The sequence below is a fragment of the Mesobacillus sp. MER 48 genome (assembly GCF_023714225.1).
Lineage (GTDB): Bacteria > Bacillota > Bacilli > Bacillales > Cytobacillaceae > Mesobacillus > Mesobacillus oceanisediminis_A.
Map to the genome: position 1 here is coordinate 429,478 of NZ_JAMAUR010000003.1, position 26,147 is coordinate 455,624.

The 26,147-nt window shown below is 44.5% G+C and carries 22 protein-coding genes; 7 read left to right on the top strand and 15 right to left on the bottom strand.

The genetic code is table 11. The annotated features are described in order from the left end of the window. Window positions 1-157 precede the first annotated feature (157 nt). The 8 genes from M3593_RS13440 to M3593_RS13475 all read right to left on the bottom strand — a co-directional run bounded on the left by M3593_RS13440 (window position 158) and on the right by M3593_RS13475 (window position 13,600). Window positions 158-784 (bottom strand): YesL family protein, encoded by a 627-nt coding sequence (locus tag M3593_RS13440; protein WP_251542684.1) that lies wholly within the window; start codon window positions 782-784, stop codon window positions 158-160. 80 nt (window positions 785-864) lie between these two features. Continuing rightward, window positions 865-3,159: a heparinase II/III family protein gene (locus M3593_RS13445; RefSeq protein ID WP_251542823.1), complete on the bottom strand. Its 2,295-nt coding sequence runs from the start codon at window positions 3,157-3,159 to the stop codon at window positions 865-867. A 39-nt stretch (window positions 3,160-3,198) separates the two neighbouring features. Then, the gene (locus tag M3593_RS13450) at window positions 3,199-4,623 is read right to left on the bottom strand and encodes an extracellular solute-binding protein (protein ID WP_251542682.1); all 1,425 of its coding nucleotides are present in this window, start codon (window positions 4,621-4,623) and stop codon (window positions 3,199-3,201) included. 79 nt (window positions 4,624-4,702) lie between these two features. Next, complete coding sequence (locus M3593_RS13455; RefSeq protein WP_251542681.1) at window positions 4,703-5,776, bottom strand: alpha/beta hydrolase family protein; 1,074 nt, start codon at window positions 5,774-5,776, stop codon at window positions 4,703-4,705. A gap of 18 nt (window positions 5,777-5,794) precedes the next feature. Then, a complete protein-coding gene (locus M3593_RS13460) occupies window positions 5,795-7,630 on the bottom strand; it encodes a hypothetical protein (protein WP_251542678.1) in 1,836 nt (611 codons plus the stop codon). 20 nt (window positions 7,631-7,650) lie between these two features. Next, on the bottom strand, window positions 7,651-8,892 hold the full coding sequence (locus M3593_RS13465) for a DegT/DnrJ/EryC1/StrS family aminotransferase (protein ID WP_353056094.1): 1,242 nt from the start codon (window positions 8,890-8,892) through the stop codon (window positions 7,651-7,653). After that, window positions 8,886-10,598, bottom strand: coding sequence for a polysaccharide deacetylase family protein (locus M3593_RS13470; protein ID WP_251542676.1), 1,713 nt, complete (start codon window positions 10,596-10,598; stop codon window positions 8,886-8,888). Before M3593_RS13470 ends, M3593_RS13465 begins: the two co-directional genes overlap by 7 nt. A gap of 164 nt (window positions 10,599-10,762) precedes the next feature. Further along, complete coding sequence (locus M3593_RS13475) at window positions 10,763-13,600, bottom strand: NHL repeat-containing protein (protein ID WP_251542674.1); 2,838 nt, start codon at window positions 13,598-13,600, stop codon at window positions 10,763-10,765. A 387-nt stretch (window positions 13,601-13,987) separates the two neighbouring features. Here M3593_RS13475 and M3593_RS13480 point away from each other — a divergent pair, with 387 nt between their 5' ends. The 6 genes from M3593_RS13480 to M3593_RS13505 all read left to right on the top strand — a co-directional run bounded on the left by M3593_RS13480 (window position 13,988) and on the right by M3593_RS13505 (window position 20,476). After that, on the top strand, window positions 13,988-15,241 hold the full coding sequence (locus tag M3593_RS13480; protein WP_251542672.1) for an Nramp family divalent metal transporter: 1,254 nt from the start codon (window positions 13,988-13,990) through the stop codon (window positions 15,239-15,241). Window positions 15,242-15,259: 18 nt separating this feature from the next. Continuing rightward, entirely contained in the window at window positions 15,260-16,276 is a 1,017-nt protein-coding gene (locus M3593_RS13485) for an NAD-dependent epimerase/dehydratase family protein (RefSeq protein ID WP_251542670.1), read from the top strand. A gap of 1 nt (window position 16,277) precedes the next feature. Beyond that, window positions 16,278-17,330 (top strand): dihydrodipicolinate synthase family protein, encoded by a 1,053-nt coding sequence (locus tag M3593_RS13490; RefSeq protein ID WP_251542669.1) that lies wholly within the window; start codon window positions 16,278-16,280, stop codon window positions 17,328-17,330. 69 nt (window positions 17,331-17,399) lie between these two features. Beyond that, window positions 17,400-18,725 (top strand): GGDEF domain-containing protein, encoded by a 1,326-nt coding sequence (locus M3593_RS13495; RefSeq protein ID WP_251542667.1) that lies wholly within the window; start codon window positions 17,400-17,402, stop codon window positions 18,723-18,725. 13 nt (window positions 18,726-18,738) lie between these two features. Next, window positions 18,739-19,608 (top strand): Gfo/Idh/MocA family protein, encoded by an 870-nt coding sequence (locus tag M3593_RS13500; protein WP_251542665.1) that lies wholly within the window; start codon window positions 18,739-18,741, stop codon window positions 19,606-19,608. Window positions 19,609-20,173: 565 nt separating this feature from the next. After that, window positions 20,174-20,476, top strand: coding sequence for a hypothetical protein (locus M3593_RS13505; RefSeq protein WP_251542663.1), 303 nt, complete (start codon window positions 20,174-20,176; stop codon window positions 20,474-20,476). Window positions 20,477-20,762: 286 nt separating this feature from the next. On the opposite strand, the gene M3593_RS13510 is transcribed toward M3593_RS13505, so the two are convergent. Next, window positions 20,763-21,146: a hypothetical protein gene (locus M3593_RS13510; protein WP_251542661.1), complete on the bottom strand. Its 384-nt coding sequence runs from the start codon at window positions 21,144-21,146 to the stop codon at window positions 20,763-20,765. A 251-nt stretch (window positions 21,147-21,397) separates the two neighbouring features. Then, window positions 21,398-21,550, bottom strand: a complete 153-nt coding sequence (locus M3593_RS13515; RefSeq protein WP_251542659.1) for a YwzD family small protein — start codon at window positions 21,548-21,550, stop codon at window positions 21,398-21,400. Window positions 21,551-21,741: 191 nt separating this feature from the next. Between M3593_RS13515 and M3593_RS13520 the strand changes: the two genes are divergently transcribed. After that, window positions 21,742-22,800 carry a C40 family peptidase gene (locus M3593_RS13520; RefSeq protein WP_251542657.1) on the top strand — a complete coding sequence of 353 codons (1,059 nt, stop codon included), beginning with the start codon at window positions 21,742-21,744 and terminating at the stop codon, window positions 22,798-22,800. Between the two features lie 80 nt (window positions 22,801-22,880). Here the strand turns inward: M3593_RS13520 and M3593_RS13525 are convergent, their stop codons facing one another. The 5 genes from M3593_RS13525 to M3593_RS13545 form a co-directional block, all read right to left on the bottom strand. Continuing rightward, complete coding sequence (locus M3593_RS13525; protein WP_251542656.1) at window positions 22,881-23,018, bottom strand: hypothetical protein; 138 nt, start codon at window positions 23,016-23,018, stop codon at window positions 22,881-22,883. A gap of 99 nt (window positions 23,019-23,117) precedes the next feature. Next, window positions 23,118-23,432, bottom strand: coding sequence for a hypothetical protein (locus M3593_RS13530; protein WP_251542654.1), 315 nt, complete (start codon window positions 23,430-23,432; stop codon window positions 23,118-23,120). Window positions 23,433-23,821: 389 nt separating this feature from the next. Beyond that, window positions 23,822-24,154: a hypothetical protein gene (locus M3593_RS13535; protein WP_251542652.1), complete on the bottom strand. Its 333-nt coding sequence runs from the start codon at window positions 24,152-24,154 to the stop codon at window positions 23,822-23,824. A gap of 28 nt (window positions 24,155-24,182) precedes the next feature. Further along, the gene (locus M3593_RS13540) at window positions 24,183-25,412 is read right to left on the bottom strand and encodes an efflux RND transporter periplasmic adaptor subunit (protein WP_251542650.1); all 1,230 of its coding nucleotides are present in this window, start codon (window positions 25,410-25,412) and stop codon (window positions 24,183-24,185) included. A 15-nt stretch (window positions 25,413-25,427) separates the two neighbouring features. Then, the gene (locus M3593_RS13545) at window positions 25,428-26,090 is read right to left on the bottom strand and encodes a hypothetical protein (RefSeq protein ID WP_251542648.1); all 663 of its coding nucleotides are present in this window, start codon (window positions 26,088-26,090) and stop codon (window positions 25,428-25,430) included. Window positions 26,091-26,147: the final 57 nt, after the last annotated feature.

Consider the following 26,147-nt stretch of genomic DNA (forward strand, 5'->3'; position numbering starts at 1 on the left):
GGAAGGGCCAGGGAAGAATCATATTCAGGATCATGCTTCACTTCCATACCTAGCTCCCCTTTCTCATATGTAGATTCATTCAGTCTATACATGTATATGACATGTATTTATAAAATAACAATAATACAAATTTTAAGAAAATTCAATATATATTTTTCTATTCACGAGCTTTTTGTTCTAGCAATTCGAATAGCCGAAGGGATAGACCCATCAATGGCATGGCAATTAAACTTCCCCCGTAAAACGGCAGAAGCCCGGGAATCTTTGAAATTAATACGTAAGGGAAATAAAATCCCAAACCCATCAGCAAGGAATAAATCGGGTTGGATAGGGCGATGTATACAGAATTACGGAAATAGTAGAATACGCGCATATCAAAATGGACATAAACCGGAAAGGCAAAAAGAAGAGCTGCAAGATAAATGACTCCCAGGATAAAAAAGAAGTACGAGAACAGGGTTGCCCATAATGCCGGGATGCCGCGGAAGAACTGCAGGTCAACATAAAGAATGACCCCGATGGCAGCCCAAACATATCCATAAAGGTTCGCTTTTATAAAATCACGTTTATACTCTTCTATGAAAGTAGGAACCAGGGACAGGTCGAGAGATGCATTTTGCATCCACTTACGGATGACAGAAAACATGGCAGCGGTAGAAGGAAAGACGCCGCCAATGACAGCACCAGCAATGATCCCGGCTAACCAGAGCATATTCAAGGATGCCAGTTTCATAGCCCAGTTCCCGTATCGATAGAGACTTCCCTTCCATCCTGTCAATTCCATGTGCAAGCCACCCTCTCTAAAAACGGTTAATTATTTCAATAATCGGACTATTTTATCTTACAATAGCCTTCGCCCTTTTACTAGACTACTAGGAAAGATAGATCCAAATAATGAAGACCCTGGGAAAGATCCAGCTCCAGCATCCTTCTTTCAGAATCATAGGAAACAAGGTTTTCCTCAACGACTACTCCATTCAGCCTGACAACAGAAGGTTCTTGGGAACGAATGCGCACCTTCCCGTCCAGCTGCGCCACCAATTTGATTTTTACAGCTTCATTGAAAAAAAATCCAGATGCGTTCACTTGCATATTCGATTGCAGCATCCGGCTTCCGTTAACGGACAATTCATTCCCACCAATCAATGCAAATTTGACGGTGCCGCTCCCCTGATTGGAAGTCGACACCCATCCCTTTTCTGCACGAACGCTCACATAACCGTCCTTGCTAGTTTGATAGACTGTTGACCTTTCTTCATTCACCAACAAATAATCCAGGACATCCATGTCAGTGACCTTCAAGTCAAAAAGCGAACCTGTACGGTTGAAATCCCAGGTTAATCCCTTCCCATCCTTATGTGCTTGAGGCTGGATCAAGGTGACGAGAAACTCTGACTCATTCATCTCTCCAGGCACTACCTGCAGACACTGCCCATACTGCTCTGCACCCGCGTACTGGGTGATTTCTTTTTCAGCTGACTCTGGATAGCAAATAGAAAGTTCTGCTGCGGCATGTTCTCCCATAAATCCGAACGAAGCAGCCTCGGGTTTGTCGCCAGGGTTCAAAATTTTATCACCGGCCTTAACGCTCACAGGCGTATGGAACAAAAACGAAAGCTCGCTTTCCGGACTCGCTTTCACAGCTCTATCGATCATGACGTAATAACGCTGATCCAGATGGAAGATTTCCCGGTCCCATTCTAATAGCTCCGGACAATAGGCATCTTTCGCGTCACCGATGACAAAAGAGAAGTTTTCAGACGTGTACCAATCCACTACCCTGCTCCTGCCGCGATGGATTTGACCTGCACCATCGACCAGCATGCTATTATGTCCGACAGTCCCAATCGTGAATTCTCTCCGCGGGCCTTCCACGTAATCCTGATAACCCGGATTCGTCAACAGCCATTCCCCCGAAACATGCAGTATGAAATTATTCTGGTCGAAATGGTTGTGGTCCTTAGCGGATTCACTTGCATTAAAGGCCAAAAGATGGTCGTCCTCCTTCCAGCCGCTCCGTAAGGCTCCCCAGCCAATGACAGGAAACATTTTTGAATTCTCGCCATAGTACTGATATGGAGGTATCGGGACAGGGATCTTTTTTAAGTCGAGAAGCAAATCCAGTTTCTTCTCAGGAAACTGGTGGATGTACCAGCTGGCCACCGGGTGCCCTGCTGAGGACGCGAGAACAGACATCGTATATAAAACATCGAGCTTATAAAACGAATCAGAAAGGTTGACAAAGCTCGATTTACCGCCCGTTCCCATCATGTATAAAAAGAGATCCGGCAGCAAGCGGAAGTACTCGTGCTTTATCAGTTCATCCCTGCCCGCTGACCTGAACAGGATGTCTGCTGCCATTAAAAGGTGGCGAGCCGCTACATTTAAATATAGTAGCCCCTCGATTTCTGGATCCACAAGTCTGTTATCGAGGTAATTACGCATATACTCATACGAATTCTGCAGAAAAGGTTGTACTGTCTCCCGGTGTCCTGGAGCATCCAGGATCGCCAGAGAACCGATGAACATCGCAACCCGCTTGGAGGCAATAATGTTATGGCTGTCATCATTCTCGAAATCGATTTCGAGAGGCTTCAACCCCTTTGTAAAAATTGCCTTCTCAATCGCGCTCCTTTCCTCATCTGTAAGCTCGCTGAAAATGGCATCATAGCCAATTGACATGCCGAGCAGGAAATGGGCGTTGCTTAAATTGCCTTCCGCCCCCCTATGTTTAAATTCAAACCACTTTGAATAAGCCGATAGGGATAGGAGATATTCTTTTACCTTAGAGGAAAAACACTCTTCCCCCGTCATGGCAAAGGCAAAGGACAAAACCTTGATCCGTTCTTCGATTGTCCGGGAATACATTGTCCAGAACGGGTAGTCCGTATAGCCTGGCGGATCACCGACAGGCTCAATCTCAACAAGCGGCAGCGGGATGTTCAGGACGACATCACAGCTGGGATAAGAAACCGTAAATGCTTGTTCCGCTGCATACGCCTCTGCTTGCTGCCTTATTTCCAGCCAAATTTCATCGAAACGGATCGGGCTGTCGGCAGCACATTGCTGTATCCGGGTCCTTATTTCCGTTATCTCCGTTGGATGAAACAAAATTCTCGGATGAGGCTTTACTTCAATTGTCTGCTGGAATGCATCCATCTTAAACACCAAATCCTTTCCTGGCAGTATCAGCTTGAACTAGGACACCGTGACTCCTTCATTCAGCAAATCATCAATCCGCTTACAGGAATCCTCTGCTTTTTCCATATTTGCCCAGAGCAAGTGAAGCTCACTCTCAATCAATTCCAGTTCCTTAATCGTGACATTCAAATCCTTCACACATACGGCATTCGGCATGATGTCCTTGAATGCATTGTAATTCGCCGGATGGACGCCAGGCTTGAGCAAATAATTATCTTCTGCTACGAAGCGCAGCACCGGAATCGTACAGCCATTTTGTTTCACCATCGTCTGTGCCTCCGTGCTGACCATATAACTAATCAGTGCCTGTGCCGCTTCCTTCACCTGGCTTTCGGAATTAATGCCAAGAGCACCGCCAAGAAGCAGGGTCGCAGGCGCCGTCTTCTTTGGTGGAGGAAGGACATCCCATTTGATTTTATGATCCCTGAATTCATTCATAAAATAATAGGTTGTTAAAATCATAGCCGCCCGCTCGCGCATGAACAGGTTTTCAGCAAGGACATTGCTGCCATGTGAAAAAATAGGTGAAACCTGGTGTTTATACATGAGGTCAACACAGAAATCAAGAGCCTCGATATTCTCCTTGCTGTTCATCATCGAGCGAGTACGGTCTTCGGTCATGAACCGGCCATTATTCTGTAAGAGAAAAACAGGCCAGCGATTCGTCAGCGAAGAAAAACAAAATCCGTACTGGTCGATTAACTGATTGCCATCAAAATCCTTTGTATTGCGGCGGGCCATATCCAGCAGGTCATCCCAGGATCCCATTTTGACCTTTTCCGGAATTCCTGCCTTCTGGAACATGCTTTTGTTATAGCAAATCATGACTGGAGAAAAGACGAACGGAGTAACATGCAGTTTCCCTTCATGGGTGAACATCTCAAACACCTTGTCATAGCTGTCCTTTTCAGGGTTGATGTGCTCTGGTAAAAAAGGATCGACTATATCCAGCCGCTTCGATTCTGCCAGTTCACGGAAATGGTAATCGGACACGATAAAGACGTCAGGCCCGCTGTTAGTCTTGATTGCTTCAGTTAGATGGTACACGTACATACTGTTTGGCAGGATTTGCAGATTCACCTTGATATATGGATTCAACTGTTCAAATCGTTCGATAATCTGCTCGACGATTTCGATTTCATACGAATTGGAGAACCAGCCAAGAGTGATTGTTTGTTTCTGGGTATCCTCCGGGATGGACACTCTGTTGCCCTTCCCGGGAATTTTTTCGATCAAGCCTTCCTCCACCAACTGTGCCAGGGCTTTGCGGATGGATACCCGGCTTAAATCATATTCCTTGCTCAATGTATTCTCGGGAAGGATGAACTCACCAGGCTTGATTCGGCCTGAGATGATTTCATCCTTCAATTCATGGATGAATTTATTGTAGCGATCATCAAAATCATTTTTTCGTTTCAGCATTCACAGACAGCTCCCATACAGCTTGATAACCTTAATATTAATGGAGTCATCAAGGTTTTGCAAAAGGAATTCCGGCAATTCAATCTTCTTCTGCAGACAGCCAGTGTTCAAGGAATGTATATGCCATTCCCCTGATGGCTGGCGGAAAATCATGCCCGCCATTCCCAATCAAAGAAGTGAACTTAGCTTCTTCGCAATGCCATCGATACAAGCTGCCTAATTCCGCAAGACCTTCTGCCGCTGGCTTCCAGTGTGGAAAAATTGTGTCATTTTGTCCCGTCCAGAAAAACACCGGAACAAAATCGGCCAGTGCGGCAATTTCATGGAACTCAAATGGGACCATATCTTCATCTAGATAATCGCTCAGCTTAGGAATATGGGAAAACCATTCCCTCCTGCCCCACCGATGCAATTCGGGATCCCCGGCAAAGGGAGAAAATCCGCAGCTGCAGACAACTGCCTTTAAACGGGAATCAACCCCTGCAAGAAAATAAGCATTATAACCTCCGAGCGAATGTCCGATCGCTCCAATTCTCTCAGAATCCACCAGCTTTAACGATTCAAGCAAGCTGATTCCCTGCCGGTGATCCACCATCATTTTGGCGACAGCTGACCAATCAGGGTGCCGCTCGTAGAATGAGGCTGTATGGAATGGCTTTTCACCAGGAGCTATTCGTTCTCCAGCAGTAATCGTATCAGGTGCCAACACCACAAAGCCCCTTTTAACAAGTTCCAGCCCGTATTGGCGGTTTTCCCTGCCTGTTGGAAGGCAGACCTCATCCTTTCCCGCTTCGCTCGTCGGGTGCAATGCGAGCACAGCCGGGAACGGTTTTCCCTCTTCGCGACCGTATAGAAGCTGCGCAACATCTTCCTCCGTTTCAAATCTATTATTCTCTCGGATCGGAATGAGTAAATTCGCGGGAACCACGTCATCGAAAACGGTTGAATAGCGGATACGAATCAAGAAATGATCATCATGAATTTTCCAGGAGACGATTTCCATTCGCGGTTTCACGAGCGGTGTGAGTCCGCCAATACAGTCGAGCCAAGTCTGTAAAATTGTTTCCTTTTTAAGGCTCCACTCTTCATAAGATTGAATATTAGCAAGCAATGGCGGAAGGCCATCACTTGCTAGTGATTTTAGTGAATACATGGGCTTCACCTCTATCCATTAGATATCCCGCGCATCTATGCTGCATAGATGGCTTCCGCTTCCGTAATAAATCCTGCCATCGTGGAGTACGACTCCACTAGTCGCGCTTTTCTGCAAGCCACTAACCACCTTTGGCTCAGCAATTGAATCTTGCCCTATCCTTACTGCTAACAATGTCCGTGAAAGTAAAACAAGCAATCTATGAGATCCTTCAATAAAAACAAAACCATTGCGGACGACTCCGCCCCAAAGGGACAGGTCCTGTTGATACAAAATCCCCATATTTTGCAAGTCATATACAAAATAAATACCCTCATTCGTAAGGCAGTGCACTCGTTCATATGGGTCAATGAACATCTGTGAGATTTCCCTTGTCCCTTTTATAGGGACGAACTTATCTACAATCCGATTGTCCTTCCAATCCAGTACGTACAGGCACGCTTCTTTTTCAAGGGAATTTGCTCCTCCCGGTGTCTCGATGCTTGTTCCTCCAAGGATCAGCCCCGACCTGAGTTCACCGAGACATAATGTACTTTGATTCTCGATAAGCTGCAGATGATCAAGGATGGTATGCCGATCAGTTACAGTATCATAGATTCCGAGCCCTCCGCCAACCATTCCGTATCCTGGGAATCCGCCCCAGACCACATGCTTCCCATCCCTGAGCGAAATGGCGCAGCGCGGCCGGTGGATCTCCTCTGTATGCTGCATGATCCTCGGATTGACACCTTTCATAAAAGGCTGCTGGAGATCAATTTTGTACAGTTTGCCCCCTGCATAGGCTGCTCCATAGAGGATTCCCCCCTGGTCTGCATACGCCGCGATATTTCCGCCCCCGCCTTGTTCGACCACCTCTCCGCCAAAGTTCACAAGTTCACCTTTGTCAAAGTCATAGCGAAACAGCTGGAGCGGATGCATCGAGGTCCCATAGAGACAGCCATCCGGACCTTTGCATAGCGTGGAGAGGTTCGCACCAGCAGATCGGTAGTGAAGAGATATCCGATTGGTCTCTCCTGTCACTTTATAACAGAAATCGGCATACCGTTCAGAAAGACTGAAGGCAGCGACCCGGTACGGCGTTTCTCTATTCCGATGGATTTTTTGGAACCCGCTGCCTGTATAACGGGAAGAACTCAGTTCATTCACGGGCCAATCTTGCGCCTCCCCCGCTAAAAACCTCAGCCACCTCGTTGAATCGTGGACATCCTTTAAGTCGGCAGCCTCCCAGTGGCCATATACATAACCATCTGTTCCGGCATAAACATACCCGGCTCCCTTTGTGCTCATATGTTCAGGAATAAGTTCTTTCCTCTCTCCCGTACCTGGATGATAGGCTACAATGTTTTTGTGCTCTGTTCCAATCCCCATATACACCCAGCCATCGTGGTCTACAGCCAGGCTTCCAGGGTACTTTTCAACGGAGTCCATCGATCCGTAATCGATCACTTCATGACTGGATGGGTCATAGCGGAGCAAATGGCAATGAGGATAAGACGAAAAGAAGATATATCCTCTATCATCTTCGGCAAAGCTAAAGCCAACAATCTCCTCGCCATTTTTAATACTTGTTTGAAAAATAAATTCTTCCGAGAAAGGATCAAGGACAAGAAGCATCTTGCCGGCTCCTGTGTAAAACAAACCATTACTGCTGAAGGAGGAGAATGGATATTCATCATTTCCATCGGGAAAATGAACCTGTTTTGACGTTCCGGCATCAGGGTCGACAATCAGCACAAACCCCCTGGCCGAAACGACAAACCTGTATTTTCCGTCCCTTTCACAGAACGCGGCGGCTCTTGCTTCTTCTGCCTCGACCGGGATGCCGTGGTCAACAAATGGCGATTCCTGCTTCATCTTGCACCTCCTTCATGCCATCATCTAGAGTAATAAGCAGCGACCTTTTTCACTGCCTGGATACTTTCTTCAATATCCTGGTCACTATAAAATTCACTGATATTCAGCCGGATCGCAGTTTTCAGGATTTGCTCTGCGTTCGGGCAGGTTCCCAGTGAATAATCATACGAACCTTGATCAAATGGGTAAGAGCTATTTATATAGGCTTGTTTTTCCTGGAATAAAGGCTGGGCATAAAGGACCTTCGGAATATAGCCAGCCTGGTTCGGAATCCCCTCGGCAGCAAGCGCCTCTGAAAATTCCGCTCTTGTACATGACAACTCATCCAGTTGAAGCCTCAGCATATAGAACCAGTAGCTGCACCATCCGCCTTCTGTTATTTTCATGGAATAGATTCCCTTCAACCCCCGCAGGCCTTCATTAATTTTCTCACCCAGTTCATGTCTTCTCGTACAAATCCAATGCAGCTTTTTCAGCTGGGCAATCCCAACTGCACCTTGAAGCTCTGTCATGCGATAATTCGGCGCCAGGTACTCTAAATCCTTCGTCACGGCATTTCCGTGGCGCTGATAGTTTTTATCGGCAAAGGCATGTGTCCTGTAATAATCACCCGCGTCACCCGAATTCACTGTGACAATGCCGCCATCACCCGTTGAAATATGCTTGAAATCGTTCGTGCTAAAGCATCCGTAATCGCCAATCGTCCCTGTAAGCCGCCCTTTGTAGGTGGTCAGATAGCTCTGGGCACAATCCTCGATTACCTTAAGGTTATGCTCCCTCGCCAACTCCATGATGGGGTCCATGTCACACGGATTGCCAGCCAGATGGACAACAAGTATGGCCTTTGTTCTTGAGGTAATCTTCTTTTCGATCGCCTCAGCTGTCATGTTATAGCTATGGGGATCTAGATCAGCAAACACCGGTACGGCATTTTGATACAAGATTCCAATAACCGTCCCCTGATCCGTAATCGGGCTGGTGATGACTTCATCGCCAGCACTCACACCCGCAGCACCAAGGGCAACATGGAGTGCAGCAGTGCCTGATGAAGTCGCCACGCTATATTTAACGCCGTACATTTCATTAAAATCCGCCAAGAACTGCTTCACTTTATGGCCGAAGTGGTAAAACAGCGTATTTTGCTCAAGAGCCTCAAGCAGCTCTCTTGCTTCTTCAAGCCCAAACCTTTTGCCCGTCGCAAACGGCGTTTCCTTGACCTTTTTTCCGCCATGGATGGCTAGTTGAGTCTGGTTCATCAGCATGCAGCCTCCCCCTTCCCCTGAAAGGCGGCAGTTCCAATTTTCACTTTACGGCAATGAAAGCCAAATCTTTTTACAGTTTCTTGTTCGGCGAATTCCGCTTCTGTCGGTGCCTCCGTGACCGGAACAAGTACGACAAACCCATCATGTTTAACGGAGCCTTCAATCTGGATTTCGCCCGAAATCCCTGTAATACTTACCTTCCTTCTGTCACGCTCCCACTGGTTGATCTGTCTTGATGTCCAGAAAGTGAAGCCCTGGCTCCTGGCTGTCCTGATCAGTTCGACAATCGCTTCCCTTACCTTCAGCTGATTGTAAATATGGTACTGATGGAACAGGAAGTGGGCAACCCCATTCACTCTTTTAACACCGTCAAGGAATGGCTGGATCACACTGGAGTCAGCCAATGTATTATGGTTCAGGTCCTGAGTCAAAAATCCAACTTCGAGAACATTGTAATTGCGGTTTTTTTCATCAGCCCAGGAAACAGGGAAGTATGGATGGCATGTGCCAAATAAAAATCCGATATTTCCCTTTTTGCTTGGCCCCCTCGTTTGGTCAGCCTGGATTCCATATTTCTCACACCAGGTGAAAAGCTCACCCCAGCCTTCAAACAATGTGTAATGGTTTTTATTTGAAACAATATCGCTTACTCCAGTGACAGATTTAACCCACGTGAGCTGATCTGAAAAAGCCTGCTCTGACCAGACACCATCGTCCATATGCAGCGCATTGTAATGAAGCGCAAGCTCGTGGCCTTCCTGTTTGATTTTTTCATAAATCTCTGGACTGTAACCCGGCGAGATCATGCACCAGGTTGTCTGGACGTCCTCCGCCTTCAGCGTCTCCAAGGTAATCTGTGCCGATTCATCGACATTCAAGTCGCTGTCGTGTGAAATCATCGCCAAATGTTTTACCTCTTCTGGCCAATAGTCTAGAAAAGGGAGGGTCAAACCTTTTTTTGCCGCACAGGATAGAAGATGCTCGACAATTGCTTCTTTCCATAAATCAGAATATGGATGCGGAAAATAAGGCATTCCTGTTTCGGTTGTTTCCCGATCCAGTACCCAGTCCAATTTAAATCCGTCATCTGCCTTCAGAAGATTCTCATCAAGGTTGGCCGTGCCATCCGGGGCCGGTATCCCATCTTCCGTTACAGGACGGGTTCCCTGTTGCAGTCCGACAATGGTGTTCGGTACATGAATCGACCAGCGCTGAATGGAGCCTTCTCCATATGGAATACACTGTAAAGCCGCTGCCTTTTCGTTCCCTTGTAACGAACCTTTCCCATCAGCCTTTACTCCAGCTGTTTCGCTGGTCCACGGATCAACAGCCAGATAACGAAGCGGCGGCAGGTCACTGGATAAAACATCAGTTAGCTCTGCATATCCAGTCTGATTAACAGGAAGCTTTTCAAAGCCCAGGATCTCTTTTATTCCTTCAAGGCCAGCATAGGAAATCAAGGTTCCTCCTGAACTGACATAGTCCAGCAGCTTTCTAGCAGTGGCAGTGGCAGTGCCATTGCCGCCAAGGACTGAAATGATCACATCATAGTCTTCAAGAGCGTGTTGGACTCCTACCGTTTCATAAGGAATCCTTAAGTGGTCCAGCACCTCGAACAGAAAGACTTCAAACACATTTTCTCCGGCAGACCACCGTTTCTCAGCTTCTTCCTGGTCAAAAACCAGGCCCAATTTAGCTATATTCATTTCTCTGTCACCAGCCTTTTTATATACATGTATTTAACATGTATTTATATTTACTTAATAGTATTATAACTTTTCGGATTTATCAATTAATTGTTTGATAATTTAAAAAATATCTCCCAGCAAAAATAAAACCCGGAAGTGAAGCACACTCCCAGGCTCATCCGTTATTTATTTCCGCCGGCATTATTGATCCAAATCGAAAGCGATTGTGTCTCAACTATAACGCCGTTCATCGTTACCTTTGCCTTGACCTCTACTCTGCCGCTCTTCAGCGCTGTCATAATGCCATCTTCAACAGAAAGCATCTTCGGCTTATCAATCTCATATTCGATACTGGCTCCAGACAGTTCATTCGTGCTTCTGCCCTTTTCGAGGATACCTTTGAGTTTAACCGGAACACGGTCGCCAACAGTCAGTTTTTGATCATCAACGCTCAATTCGGCTCCTGTCAATTCAAGCTTCAAGGCTTCAACAGCATACTTATAAAGCCTGTTGCCGCTGGACACATAGAACACTCCGAAATCATCCTGGGCCAGATGCTCTGCATTGCCGGCAATAAATTCATACTCACCCGTTGCCACTTCAAATCGGAAGAATTTATTGCTGATGATTCCATACAGGTTCCCATCTGTCCCTACCTCAAGGGAAGCATTCCGCCAGTTGCTTGATGCGAGCGGATCCAATTCATGCTTCGCAAGAATCTCATTTGTTTCAGGGTTCATTTTAAATAAGACTCCGTCAGCCATTCCCCAAATGTTACCGTCCGGTCCAACTGTCAGAGCGGTAAGCCCCCGTTTGCCTGCCACCGGAACAAACTCCGCTGTTTTTTCCCTTTTTTCAACATCCCATACGAATAGCTTGGCTTCTGTAGTTGTCGGAACGGACCCCTGTCCTCCAGCAACGGTCGTTCCTCCAAAAACTTTGCCATCCTTATAGACCAGCGAGATGATGCTCTGATCCTCAATCAAGTTCCAATGCACTTCCGGATCCTTTCCAGTGCCTGGCTCGTAAATCGTAAACGCGCCTCCAAGGTTTCCGTTTTTAGGGACTGTGCCAATGAACAGCTGATTGTAATCTTCAACACCAAGCATCGCAAACGCTCTGTCCTGCGGTGTATACCCAGGAATATCAGGGTTTTTTTCAAGGCTGAAAAGCAAATTCGGATTCAACGGCGAGTTTGAATCAGTCCTGTTCCATTCCATGAATGGATCGAAATCATAAATTTTTGCGTTCGGATAGATTCCCATATACATCTTGCCGTTCAGGTTGGCCATGCCTTCACTCTGGCTGATGCCGTCATAGCGGATTGTTTCCCCAGTCGTTGGGACATAAGAACTCATATTGCCAGGAAGATAACCCGTGCTGTAGATTTTTCCGTCTGGTCCTTTTGATAGGTCGTGTATCAGCACCGGCTCTGACGGTAAAACCAGATCCGTCAGCTTTAGGTTACCGGTTTCGAGATTATACTTATACATTTTTCCGCCGTTCCCTGATAGTCCAACCAATGAATATCCAGGGAAGCCTTCCTCATTCAGCTGAAGGAATTTATAGCTGATGGCGCTGCCTTTGATATCCACATTCAGGGATTTGAACGTGTTGGTATCAAGGTCGTATTCATAGAGGATTCCATAGTGGGTAAAATACACCTTGTTCGCTATAGGTGACTTTCCTGAAATCCCGCGTGAAGATTCAGGTATATCGAATGTTTTCTCGCCTGTATCCCCGTTCGTCGCTTCCACTAATTCTCCTGTCTCTGTATCAATGATGAACATTTCAAATGCATTTTCTTTCTGGGCAAACAGCTTGCCATCCACAAGGCCCATATCATAGACGGAAATGATATCCGCGTACTGAGACGGCAGGATATTGCGCTTTTCCCCTGTGGCAATATCGTACTCGATCAGGTGCGCTTTGCTTCCGACACCCGCATAGATCTTATTATTTTTTTCATCGTAGACCGTGCTTCTCACCCAGCTCTGACCTTCAGCCATCCTGCCAAAGTCAGTGAACTCATTGGTGTCCGGATCATACTGATAGACGCTGCCTGAACTATAGGCGCCTCCAAAAATCTTCCCATCGCTTGCGATGTCCATTGGATAAAGGACCGCATCTGTGGAACTGACTGGATGCCCAAGATTGATTAAATCATCAGATTGTGGAAGATACCGATAAAGATAGCCTTTATTGTATCCGCCTAAGTATACGGTCCCATCTGCAGCAACCTTGACACCCCAGGCACCGGATGTATCTTCAAGCGGATAACTCTTAACCAGTTTTTCCGTTTCCACATCGACAATCGCAAACTTCGCAGGAGCTCCCGCTACGACTGTGTAAATAACATCACGTCCATTCGCATCCTGACCGATATCCCCAAGCATAACGGTCGTTTTGGTCACTTGGACTCCTAAATCCTTCCCAACTTCATCGATTGGCATAATCGGTTTAATCTCCGTCATTTTGACTTCATCGAAGTAATACGTGCCTTTATTGCCTTTCCCTGAGTAAAAAAGAACAGCTGCAAAAGCTGCATTGTCCGGTGCAATAGCCGTGATACTAATATCCATCCAATCCGAGACTGGCCCAGGGACCGATTTATTAAAACCAGTGATGTATTTACCATTTCCATCGAAGAACCGGATATAAATCTCCCCGGCGCCGCCGGTGCTCTTCATTTTCGCTGCAGCAGTATATTCCCAGCCAGGATGAACAGGAACATTGTCACTTATGACCCCATAGTTCGCACTGCTGGGATCTGTAAGTTCCAGGCTTTGCGCACCAGAAGCATGTTCATGATTCACGACCGCTATGCCTCCTGTTCCAAACGACTGTGTCCAGCCTGGTATCTTGCCATCCTTTAAACTTTCCTCAAATCCCGCATTTTCTAAAGCAATATCCGTTCCAGCCCTTTGAGCCGCATTTGCCTGGAACATCCCCGGCTGCACAACCTGCAGCATCAACAAACTACATAACAAAGCAACAAAACTAGTAATCTTCTTTTTCATAATTTCCTCCCCATACAATGAATTTGTTTATTTACGAACAAAATGCACCCCCTTCTGTTGGTTTTGTTAAAATACATGTATATAACTTGTATTTTATTATAAAATAGACCCTATTATCAGAAAAATCAATAAATTTATAAAGCGCTTACATTAAACAGGACTTAAGAACTAGTGAGTAAATGGACGGTTCTACTGCTCACTTCTTCCATAGGAAAAATGTACAAGAATCGTCCCCCTGCTCATTTAATTAAAGACATATTAAAGACATTGTCTTAATTAAATGGGCTGGATATGATTTTATTAAGAGTATTCTGAATTTAACAAAAACAGTTGTGTTGAATTTCGGATTCTCTAATTATTAATAACCATTAAAGGGGGTTTTTGCGTATGGAGTCTGGTATTAATCAAAATCCTGTTACTCCTGGTCAGGAAGCTGGGGTTAAGAAGAAGAATTTTTTAAGCCTTTTGGGACCTGCATTTATTACGTCAGCATTGGTGCTTGGTCCTGGAAGTCTGACTCTGGCCTCTAAAATCGGGGCAATCCATGGGATGCAATTGATCTGGGTTCTGGCAATCGTAGTCTTTTTTATGATGATCTATACCGAAATGAGTACAAGGATTGGCCTTGCTGCAAAGGAATCTTTTATCCAGGTAATGAAAAACAAATGGGGCAAAACTTCATCGCTTTTAATTGGAATCGGAGCGTTCCTTGTTACAGCTTCCTTTCAAGCAGGCAATGCTTTAGGCTCAGGGTTAGCAATTTCAACAATTACAGGTCTCTCTTCAACATTTTGGATTCTAACCATTACGTTACTCGGAATGGCCCTTCTATTCACAAAGAACTTTTACAAAATCCTTGAAAAATTAATGCTTGGCCTAGTATTAGTCATGCTCGTGTCTTTCGTCATTACCTTCATTTTAACTAAGCCTTCAATTTCAGAAATCTTTTCTGGTTTTGTCCCAATCATCCCAGACGGTTCACTGCCTCTCATCATTGCCCTTACAGCAACTAGCTTTTCGATCGTCGGCGCCGTGTATCAATCCTACCTGGTTCAGGAAAAGGGCTGGACGCTCCAGCAGAACAGTTCAAGCATCAAAGAAACTTACTGGGGAATCTTCATCCTCGGCTTTATTACGATGATGATCATGGTATGCGCCGCTGCCATCCTTAAGCCGCAGGGCATTGTCGTGAATTCCGTTTCCGAAATGGGATTGGCGCTGGAGCCCCTCTATGGAAACTGGGCAACTGTTTTATTCATGGTCGGGCTTTTCGGGGCTTCCTTCTCTTCACAAATGGGAAATGCGACAATCGGCGGCTCGATGCTGGCGGATGGACTTGGTCTCGGCAGCAAGCTATCATCCAACAAAGCAGTAAAAGGTCTTATTTTACTGGTCATGGCGTTCGGTTCCCTAATCGGGATTATTTTCGGCGCAGCTCCAATTAATATGATCATCTTCGCCCAGGCGATCACCATCGTCATTGTCCCTTTCATCGCAATTGCCATCCTCGTAGTGGCCAACGACGAAAAGATCATGGGCTCTCTCAAAAATACACTATGGAAGAATATCGTCGGCATTGCTGGACTGATTGTCCTGATTCTGCTGGCATTCAACAATATTCTCAATATCTTTTTCAAATAAAACCGGAGGTGCTTTAACATGAAAACAATCGCAGAAGTAGAAGAAATCATGACCATTCCCTCGAACGACTTAATCAATGATCTCTGCAGCCTGGAAGGGGATATCCTCATTCTGGGAGTAGGCGGAAAAATGGGGCCGACGCTGGCAAAAATGGCCGTCCGTGCTCTAAGAAAAGGAAATTCCGATAAAAAGGTCATCGGGGTATCGAGATTTTCTTCAGGTACTTTACAGGAGGAACTAGAGGCCGCAGGTGTTGAAACCATCGCCGCCGACTTGATGAATGACGTCCAGCTTCAAAACCTTCCGGATGTCAAAAATGTCATTTACATGGCTGGCAATAAATTCGGGACAAAAGGAAATGAGCATTACACCTGGGGAATGAACGCCTATCTTCCAGGACGTGTCGCTGACAAATTCAAGGATTCACGCATTGTCGTTTTTTCAACCGGAAATGTGTATCCTCTTGTACCGGTGACCCAAGCCGGATGTGATGAGAACCACCCTGTCAATCCAATCGGCGAGTATGCCCAGTCCTGCCTCGGCCGGGAACGGATTTTCACGAATTTCTCCCACCGCAATGGAACGCCGATGACGATTTTTCGTTTGAATTATGCGATTGATATGCGCTATGGTGTTCTGCTCGAGATTGCCCGCCAGGTCTACCAGGGCAAACCGGTCGATTTGACGATGGGTCATGTGAATGTCATCTGGCAAGGTGATGCAAACGAATACGCCCTTCGCTCCCTGCTGCTGGCAGATAGCCCACCTGCCATCCTGAATGCTACAGGCCCAGAAACGATTTCGGTCCGATGGCTGGCTGAGCAGTTCGGCAAAGCTTTCAATAAAGAAGTTGAATTTGTAAACGAAGAGCAGCCAACTGCCCTCCTGAATAACTCTTCAAAGGCACACCAGCTGTTCGGCTATCCAAAGGTGTCTTTAAACCAGATGATTTCCTGGACAGCCGACTGGGTCAAGGAAGATGGCTATGTCCTGAACAAGCCTACCCACTTCCAGGAACGTCAAGGAGCATTTTAATATGCTAAAAGAAGATATTAAACAGCTGTTATTTGAAGGTACCGTCATCCCCGCTCACCCACTGGCACTGAACGAGGATCGAACCCTCGATGAGGAAGGCCAAAGAAGGCTGACGAACTATTATATGGACGCAGGCGCCGGCGGCATCGCAGTCGGTGTCCATACGACCCAATTTGAAATCAGGGACCCGGAATTCAATCTTTTTGAAAGGGTTTTGCAGCTGGCTGTAGAAGAAGTTAACAAGAAGAACCTTACCCGCCCTTTTATAAAAATTGCAGGAATCTGCGGGCCAGTTCACCAGGCAGTTGAAGAAGCAGAGATTGCAAAGGATTTAGGCTACGACATGGGGTTGTTGAGCAATGGCGGTTTAACTGCACTGTCAGAAGACGAACTGCTTGAGCGGACTAGAAAGGTTGCCGAAATAATCCCGGTATTCGGCTTTTACCTGCAGCCTTCAGTCGGCGGCCGAGCATTCACCTACGAGTTCTGGAAGGAGTTTGCGGAAATTCCGAATGTGTACGGCATTAAAATCGCTCCATTTAACCGCTATCAAACACTTGATGTGGTAAGGGCGGTTTGCCATTCTTCCCGCTGCGATGAGATTGCTTTGTACACAGGAAACGATGACAATATCGTAAATGACCTGTTGACAACTTACCAAGTCAATGTCAATGGCAGATCAGTCAAAAAGCAAATCATTGGCGGCCTGCTTGGCCACTGGGCAGTATGGACGCAAAAAGCCGTAGTGCTGCTTGAAAAAATCAAGACTGTCAGGGACCAAGATACCATCCCGGCTTCCCTGTTGACATTAGCACAGGAAGTGACCGATTCAAACACTGCATTTTTCGATTCAGCCAACAGCTTTAAAGGATGCATTGCTGGCATTAACGAGGTACTTGCACGACAGGGATTGATCAAAGGAAACTGGTGCCTTCTTGATAAGGAAAAGCTGAGTCCCGGCCAGGAAGCAGAAATCGATAGAATCTATAAAGATTATCCGCATTTAAATGATGATGCGTTTGTAAAACAAATACTCTTTGAATCTACTAAATAGAAATTTTCCAAATACAAAATGAACACTTTCCCACAGGGAGAGTGTTCAGCTTTTTACCGGAGGGAGATCATGCAGAACCAAATTCAAATCGGGATTGTAGGACCGGAAGTTTTTTATGACCAACTTAGTGAATGCCTGAAAATGTTCCCGAATTTCCAGCCAGTTTTTCGCCTGTCCAACCAAATGACAGATGCGCCTCGTTTTACAAAAGAACTTGCCGATCAGGTGGATGTTCTTTTGTATTCAGGCTTCCCGCCCTATTCCCTCTCCAAACAGGAAATCCCTCCACATTTACCAGCCCACTACATCCCCTTAAAAGGGTCGGGCCTATATAGAGCTTTATATAAATTGAAGAAAAACGAACCAAAGGTCAAAGGGATGTCCATCGACAGCTTGCCAAATGCAGGAGTTAAACAAGCATTGAAGGAATTGGGGGAAGATCTCAAGGTTTATCATTACGAAGAATCCTTCCAGTTAGAAAGAATACTTGAAATGGTAAGATTCCATCGCGATTTGTTTCTTTCTGGTAATACCAATGGTGTTATTACTGGAATAAAAATGGTCGCAGATGAACTGACGGCCTTGGACATCCCCAACCAGTGGGCTATGCCAACACATGATGACATTATCGTCACACTTGAGCGCGCCCTTTTATCAACGGAAAAACGGCGCAATCGCGAATCCCAAATCGTATTTGGCCTGATTCAAGTCGATGGATACCATGAATTGGTCAGCCAAATGACGTCAGAGCATTTGATCCAGCGCCAAAACCTCCGTCTGTATCGCTTGATCCTCGATTATGTGGAGCAGCTCGAAGGCCATTTAACCTCTTTGAGCGGCAATGAATACATGTTTATCACGACCCGAGGTGTTTTTGAGAGGATAACCCAGGGGTATAAGTGGATTCCCCTTATTACGGAAGCAAAGAAACAATTGAAAATGAAATTGTCCATGGGAATCGGATTTGGCTTATCCGCGAATGAAGCAGGCACCCACGCGAGAATCGCCCTGATGCAGGCGAAGGATTTTGGCGGGGAAAACTGCTTCATTGTAAAAGAAGACCGCAGTGTGTTCGGCCCTGTAGAACTTTCTGCCCCTATCGCCTACCCTTTGTATATCACAGACGAGAAGATGCTGAAAAAAGCCGAAGAGGCCGGAATGTCAGCCATCTATCAGCAGAAGCTCATTTCATTGGTTAAAAGAAAACCGGACAGCCAATTTACCGCACATGAGCTGGCTGAAACACTGGGAATTACCACTCGGAGCGCCCACCGTATTATTTTAAAATGGCTGGACGCAGATCTGATTTCAATCATTGGTATGGAGAAGATGTCGACCAGAGGACGGCCTCGCCAGGTATACAAATTAACGGATGGAAATCTATTAAAAAGCTAAGGTGGTGTCTTTCATGAAACCCTTAACAATTGGCATGATCGGTCTTGATACTTCGCATTGCCTTGAGTTTACTAAACTATTAAATGATCCTGATCACCCTTTTCACGTCAAAGGAGGCCAGGTTGCGTATGCTTACCCTTTTTATTCTGAGGATTTAGAGATCAGCAAAGACAGAGTGAAAGGCTATACCGAAACATTACGAAATGAGTTTGCCGTCAAGATCATCTATTCAATAGAAGAAGTGGCGCGTATGAGTGATGCGATTCTGCTCACAGCAGTTGACGGACGAAAGCATCCGGAGTTGTTCAAGCAGCTGCTGCCATATAAAGTGCCTGTCTTTATTGATAAACCATTGGCTTTATCACTGAGAGAAGCAAAGGAAATCTATTCGTTAGCCGAGAGTCACGATGTGCCAGTAATGAGTTCTTCCTCGCTTCGATATGCGGAATCCTTCAGGACATTGATTGATCAACATAAGGAAGAGATCACAGGAATATATGTCCACGGTCCCCTCCCACAGCAGCCATTGATGCCGGGTTATTTCTGGTATGGCATTCATATGATTGAAATGGTTGTTGCCGCAATGGGCTTAGGAACAAAAGAAGTATGGGTTAAAAAAAGCTGCGACCATGAGACGGTGATGGTTGAGTGGACAGATGGCAGGCATGCTGTTGTAAGAGGAGAATATGAATGGCACTCCCGGTTTGGGGTGACCATTCATACTAGCTCTGGATTCTATAATGCTGATATTAGTAAAGATGCAAAACCTTTTTACGCCAGCCTGCTCGAGCAGGCCATACATTTTTTCCAGACCAAAAAGAGTCCTGTTTTAAAAGAAGAAACACTTGAAGTCATCAGAGTGATCGAGATGATAAATAAATAGGGTGCCAGGCACCATCCATGGAACATGGGCACGGTTCCCCTGTTCCAGTTGGAACGCGAAAACAACGAACTCGCTCAGCGTTGGCCTCCAAGTGTTACTTTCATATAATGGTTCGTTTTACCTTTACTGAATTATTTGTTGTTTTGTAGTAATATTGATAGCTGTATATCTTTATAAATTCCACAATGACCGGATCATTTCGGGGTGCCTATCTTTTCTCTAATACATGTGCAGCATCAAGACACCCTCAGCTTATTTCACCCACTCGCCGCGAGTTTATAACCACCAATAGTTGTGCTGTGGGCCATGCTTCCGTTTCCGTAGAAGTAATACCCACTAATAACTCTCAGCCTGTTACAAATGCATTTTTTTCGGCATCAAAATAATACCAATCAGTATTTACCTTGACCCTCTGTTCTAGGTGCCCTGAGCGGAGCGACAGTTCGGGCCAAAAGGATTCATCGTTTGGAAGACAAAGGTTATGAGATAATCCAGACAAGAAAAAGACTGGATTCACTCATGCGGGCTGAAATTAATTCCGGTCCAAAGTGGTAGGAGGATGGCGATGATAAAGAAAGGCCTGTTATTGATTTTGGCAGTATTAATCTTGCAGGGGTGTAATGATATCTCTAAGGAAGAAAAAGAGAAGATCGTAAAGGAAGCTACAGAATCGGCAGTCCAATATTTCAAAGAGCAAAAAGGATGGGACGTCGTAATTAATGAGCATGAATTCACAACACGCACGAATGGTACGGAGATTTTTCTTTTTGGATATCAGAAGGGGAATAAGGATAACAGGATTCATGCTATGGTGAATTTTTCTGAAGATAATTATGAAGTATCATTGATAGGATATGATGAAGAATAACCCGGGTCATTAAATAATAGATGGATATGACATTTCATCCCGGCTTTATGACCATCTAATCACCACACGATATAAATTTGTTTATTAATTAGAGAGGATTCAAAGAATTCACCTTCCAGAGAATATTACCGAAACACATTTTTTCATAATACGAAAGGAGCAAAAGGTACTTCCCATGCTTCTCAGAACCTACTAAGGAATTCCTTGGAAAGGTATTATAAGTGAGAAGAAGGATAAAGCAACAATATATTCTTCATCCCTCACCTTGTATCTTTCATCTTTAAAACTATTCATGCTGGAAAATTTCCCGACTCCAAGCATAACACATAAACCGAGCATCAGAAGTTAACCATCTTTGTGCATAGGAGAGGTCATACAATTCTTTGTGCTCGAAAAAAAGCTTCTTAGCATATGGGAGTTTGACTTCCCGGACCGCTTCATTTAACAAATTCAGTAAGCGTTTTTCCTTTTCACTCAATTGAATAAAATCCGCATCTTCCTTTTCTTTAGCAATTACTTTTACCAACTCTTTCGTTTCAGAACCGAGCAACTTAAAGTTCAAAGGCTCCGTTATACGATTCCATTCCTTAAGAATCATACTCCTCGCAGAACTATATTGCTGTTTCTCCATAAAATTATTCAAGCTATATACAACACTCTCAATTTTCACAGTTCATCCCGTCCACCTGATTAATATATTCCTATCTATTATATTAATCAGGACTTAAGGACTAGTCAATATTATTCTAAATATTCACAAACTATAATTATATTCCTACTTATTCTCCGATTATTTCGATTCATTTGCCAAGCTTTCCTCAAGTTAAACAGTAATTATCCCTCAACTTTTAACTGAATTAGCAAAAAGCGAATGCGCTTAGGCAAAAAAATACTGGCGCCAAAATCAAAGGCAGCCAGTTTTCATCCGGTGATTGTTTTTAGATCAATTATTAAATCGTCCATCAGCTTTTGAATCGTAATTTCCTCACTATTTGTCCCTTTTTCGAAAGTCCTTTTCATTACATCGAAAAAGAGCTCCTGATTCCATTCTGTCGGTTTCTCCTGAGTGTCCATTTTAAAGCCTCCCGATTGATCTACAATGACATCATTCTATTAAACTTAATATAAATTGTAAATAGATTTCCATAAACAAATTGTTAATTATGGAACATCCTGCTATTAATTGTCAGAAAATCGTACCAATTGTCCTTTTCTTTATGATAAAATATTAGTAAATATTACAAGAATTGGAGTGCTGACGAAAAATGAAGAAACAAGCCGCTTCTCTAATGACCGCTGCCCTTCTGACTTCAACGTTTGCCGGAGTTGCCTCTGCCGATACATATACAGTTAAAAAAGGGGATACTTTATCACGTATTGCTGTTACATATAAAACTAGTGTTTCAGAATTAAAAAAGACAAATAAACTGTCTTCAGATTTAATTTATGCAAACCAAACACTGGCGGTTCCTCCATTAGCCCAGAAAACAACAGTCTCTTCTCCAGCATCCGTCAAACCAACTTCCGCTGAAAAGGCTGAGCTGTATACCGTAAAGAGCGGTGATACTCTTAGTAAGATTGCTTCCGCTCATAAAATCAAGCTGGCCGATTTGATGAGCTGGAATGGCATCGATGGACATCTTATTTATCCTGGCCAGAAGCTGAAAGTTTCAAACAGAGCAAACGATAAAGGATCTGAACAGGCAAAGAATGAAGCTGCCAAACCAGCTTCACCGGTACAACCTTCTGCAAAAACTGTACAGTCTGAATACACCATAAAGGCCGGCGATACACTAAGCAAAATTGCCTTACAGTTTGATATGACTGTCAAGCAGCTGATGGACCTTAACAATCTCTCTTCTTATCTCATCTATCCTGGACAGAAGCTGAAAGTCAATAAACAAATGGAATCTGACACCCAAGTTGCAACCGATAAAACTGTTCAACAGCCAACTCAAACTGCAGAGCCAAAAGTTATATCCATTGCAAAGGAATACATGGGCGTCCCATATCTCTGGGCAGGTAGCACGCCAGACGGATTTGACTGCAGCGGCTTCATCTATTACGCCTACAACAAAGCAGGCAAGCAAATGGGACGCTATTCATCAGAAGGCTATTACAACCGCTCATTCTATGTTAACGAGCCGCAGCCCGGAGATCTTGTATTCTTCGAAAATACCTATAAAATAGGGATTTCCCATATGGGAATCTATCTGGGTAATAACGAATTCATCCATGCCAGCACAACAGGCGGCGTCATGATTTCAAACTTGAGTGAAGCATATTATGCTAAGCATTTCGAAGGGTTTAAGAGATTTTACTAGGTTAATGTCTTTGTATTTACCACAGTCATTAAGCAATAAAACATGGAGCATGAAATTTCCTGCTCCATGTTTTCGTCTATTTAACTTGCTGCTTCTGTTCTTTCAGCCCTTAATTCCGTTTTTTCTTGTGATCCTATCAGTACTGTACCTGCATATACAATGGCCGCGACCGCAAAAATAGCCAAACCAATGAAAAATCTCTTTGAAACACCCGTCATCTAAATTCCCCCACACTAACTGAAAAGTATTCACACTCTTAGTCGTTATGGAAGCTTGTCTCGTTTCAGTTTTTTGTTGACAAAAAACACAATACATCATTATTTAGACAGAAATTCTCCATTAAGAAGGTTACTTTTCATCACGGGGTAGTCTCTGGATCTTATCCAGAGGACAAGTAAAGTAAATGGAATGGAAAATAGCAGTCCTAATAAGACAATTGGACCGTAGAAGAAGGCGCCGACAATCACGATGAAGGAGTACAAAACAGGGATGATGTAAACAATTACAAACAAAACATTCAGGTACATAAGGGACATGTACTTCCCCTTATTTGTGACAGTCTCGATCTGCTTTGTTTGCTGATGTAGTTCTTTGATTTCTTTTAGGGCTTCTTTAATCACCTTGACCAGCATTCTTCCTCCTAATAAATGCTTTTTTTAAAAACGGGCTGCCTTCCTCATTTTTGTTAGGTTGGCGGTTTCTAGGTGGAACAATAAAGGATTCAACTTGAACTTGCCGTATATCAGCAAGATGAATTCAGGGATAGCAATGTCCATAGAGTACTGTAAGATGATGCAGAGGAAAAGACCATAAAACATACTGATTGATCCGTCCATATTCGATACGGCTCTGCTGAGAGAACCAGCAATCATCACCAATCCAAAGATCCCCGGACCGATGAGGATATTTTTTTATTCCTTAAAGTTGTACAGACCTTCTCCTTCCTTTTTGAGCTCTCCCTGTTCCACTCTTCTAAACGCTCTGAACGTCATCAGAATTAATAAAATGAAACCACCGGCCATTAAAGCAAAGGCGGTTTAAAAAAAATACAATTGATATAAAGGTCGAAGATTATCTGAGATTTTTGCAAGGCGTAAGCAATCGGAGGAATCGAGAACAGTATATTCAAAAGCAGCTGACCGCCCAAAACCATTATCATTACCCTTACTGCTGTCAATAACATCGGATTTACTAGAAGTTCGGCCTGGATTACCCCGAACAATGATACACCGACCACCGCTCCTGTAAACACAAAAGTCCCCCAAAGGAAAAGGGGGACAAGATCCGGTCTCATGCGTCCATAACCAGCCATTGTTATTTTATAAAGATCCTCTTCGGTAATAGACTTGTTCATGTTATTCTCCTTTGAACAAGGAATCCTCCTATTTGAAGAATCCCACCATTATATGCTTAAAAAGATCTCGCTTTCCTTCTTCCTTGAACGTCTTTTTAGCTAGTGAGCCTGGTTTCAGCTTACTAAAGAAAGGGCTGTCCGCTTTTTGGACATTTTCCGGTTTACCGACAAAGAGTTCACCTGGTTTGACTCCCTTTTTCAATTCGGTCTTCCCGCCGACTTCTAAACCCTTTTTGATTTTGCGTTTCTCGACTTTTCCTACTTCGTTCAGGATATAGACATAACTGTTTTTCTTGCCTTTATCTATTGACCGTTGTGGAACGACGGCGGCATTGACCACCTGGTTGGTGACGACTGATACGTCGACATGTGTTCCGTGGACAATCTCTTCCTCTTCCAGTTCAAGTTCGATCTCAAACGGGAAGTGGCTTTCTTTTTTTACCGAAGGGTCTGATTCTGGATGTTTGGCAATTTTGGTAAGGGTCCCACCGATTGCACCTTTGAGCATATCCGTTTTAACGTACACCTCCATGCCTTCCTGGACATTTTTCAGATCTCTTTCTGAAAAAGTCCCTTCAACCTTTGGTGTATCCGAGATGATTGTCACAATTGGGTTGTTCAATTCATAATTAACTTTCTTCACCGAGCCTGCGACTTCGCTGCTGATTTCAAGCTGGTCGCTGCCATCGTATGAGTCAATCAGATCATCGTACTTCTCGATTTCTGCTTCTACACGGCTTTTCTCCAATTCCTTGTCATATATTTCTTTCTCGATTGATATCGCCATCAGATCGTTAGACGAATCGGCTGCTGTTCCGTTGCCGGCAACAGGCAGACTATTGTCAGTGGTCGAGGCGGAAACGGTCTGCAGGTAGGAAAGCTGCTTGATTTGCTCATCAAGCAATGTCGCCTCTGTTTCCAACTGGTCCTTTTCTGCCTCAAGCCTGGCCAGTTCCTTGTCGATGTTATCGGAGGAGTATTCAAAAAGCGGAGTTCCAGAATCCACCACATCGCCTTCTTTTACAAGGAAGCTTTTGAACTCGCTGGAATTGGGATCATAGTAAACATGAGTCTCCTCCTCAGGAGTGGTGACTCCTTCTGCATGAAGGGTTTCTGTAAGCGTCTCCTTCCCGATTTTTGCCCAGTTATTGATATAGGAGGAGCGAACCGCCTTGCCGTCATCCTTTAGGGCAAGATAGAGATTGCCTGATACAAATAGAATGCCAGCGGACAACAGGATGGCCGTCTTCTTTTTCATGGTTGTTCCCCTCCCTTAAAGGATGTTTTCCATTCGAACAAATGAAATGAGTGCCGCAAAAAGCCAGATGACAAGATGAATGACCGTAACGAACAAGAGGATGATCTTCGGATTCTTGTCTGTCATTGCTTTTAAATACTTGTATTCTATGAAAATAGCCCAGATTTTAAAGATTGATATGTAGGCAAGAAAATGGATGACAAAATCATTTCCTGTTATGTATTGCGCGATTACACCTAATGAAAACGGAGATGATATCTTTGTCAGCCCAAGATATAATGCCATGGGTACAATCAACAATTTTTCCAGAAGGAAGATTGGCATGACGAACAGTTGGATGGTAAGCAATCTTTTGAACTCCAAGTCTGTCACTGTCCAGAAAAATAGTGCCGGCAGGAAAAGCATGATCGCACCGAAAAATAGCCCCTGGATGATCTGCCCTGCAAGGAACAGGAATTTATTCATTTCATATTCTGCCCTCGGAATTGAGGTCAATTTTCTAGAAAGATATTCGGAATCAATCCCAAAATAGGCACTAAACCCGAAAATCAATCCGCTCAGCAGGATGAACAGGATGGTTTTTTTCCAGACTCCCGGAAATCCTTCATTATCTCTTAGCTTATATGTATAGTAGTTATAGTTAAAAAGTCCGCGGAATACTTCTATTCTGTTCTCCATTTCCAGGCCTCCAGATTGTAGTAGCTTGTCTACCTTCTATTTTATATGAATGATTTC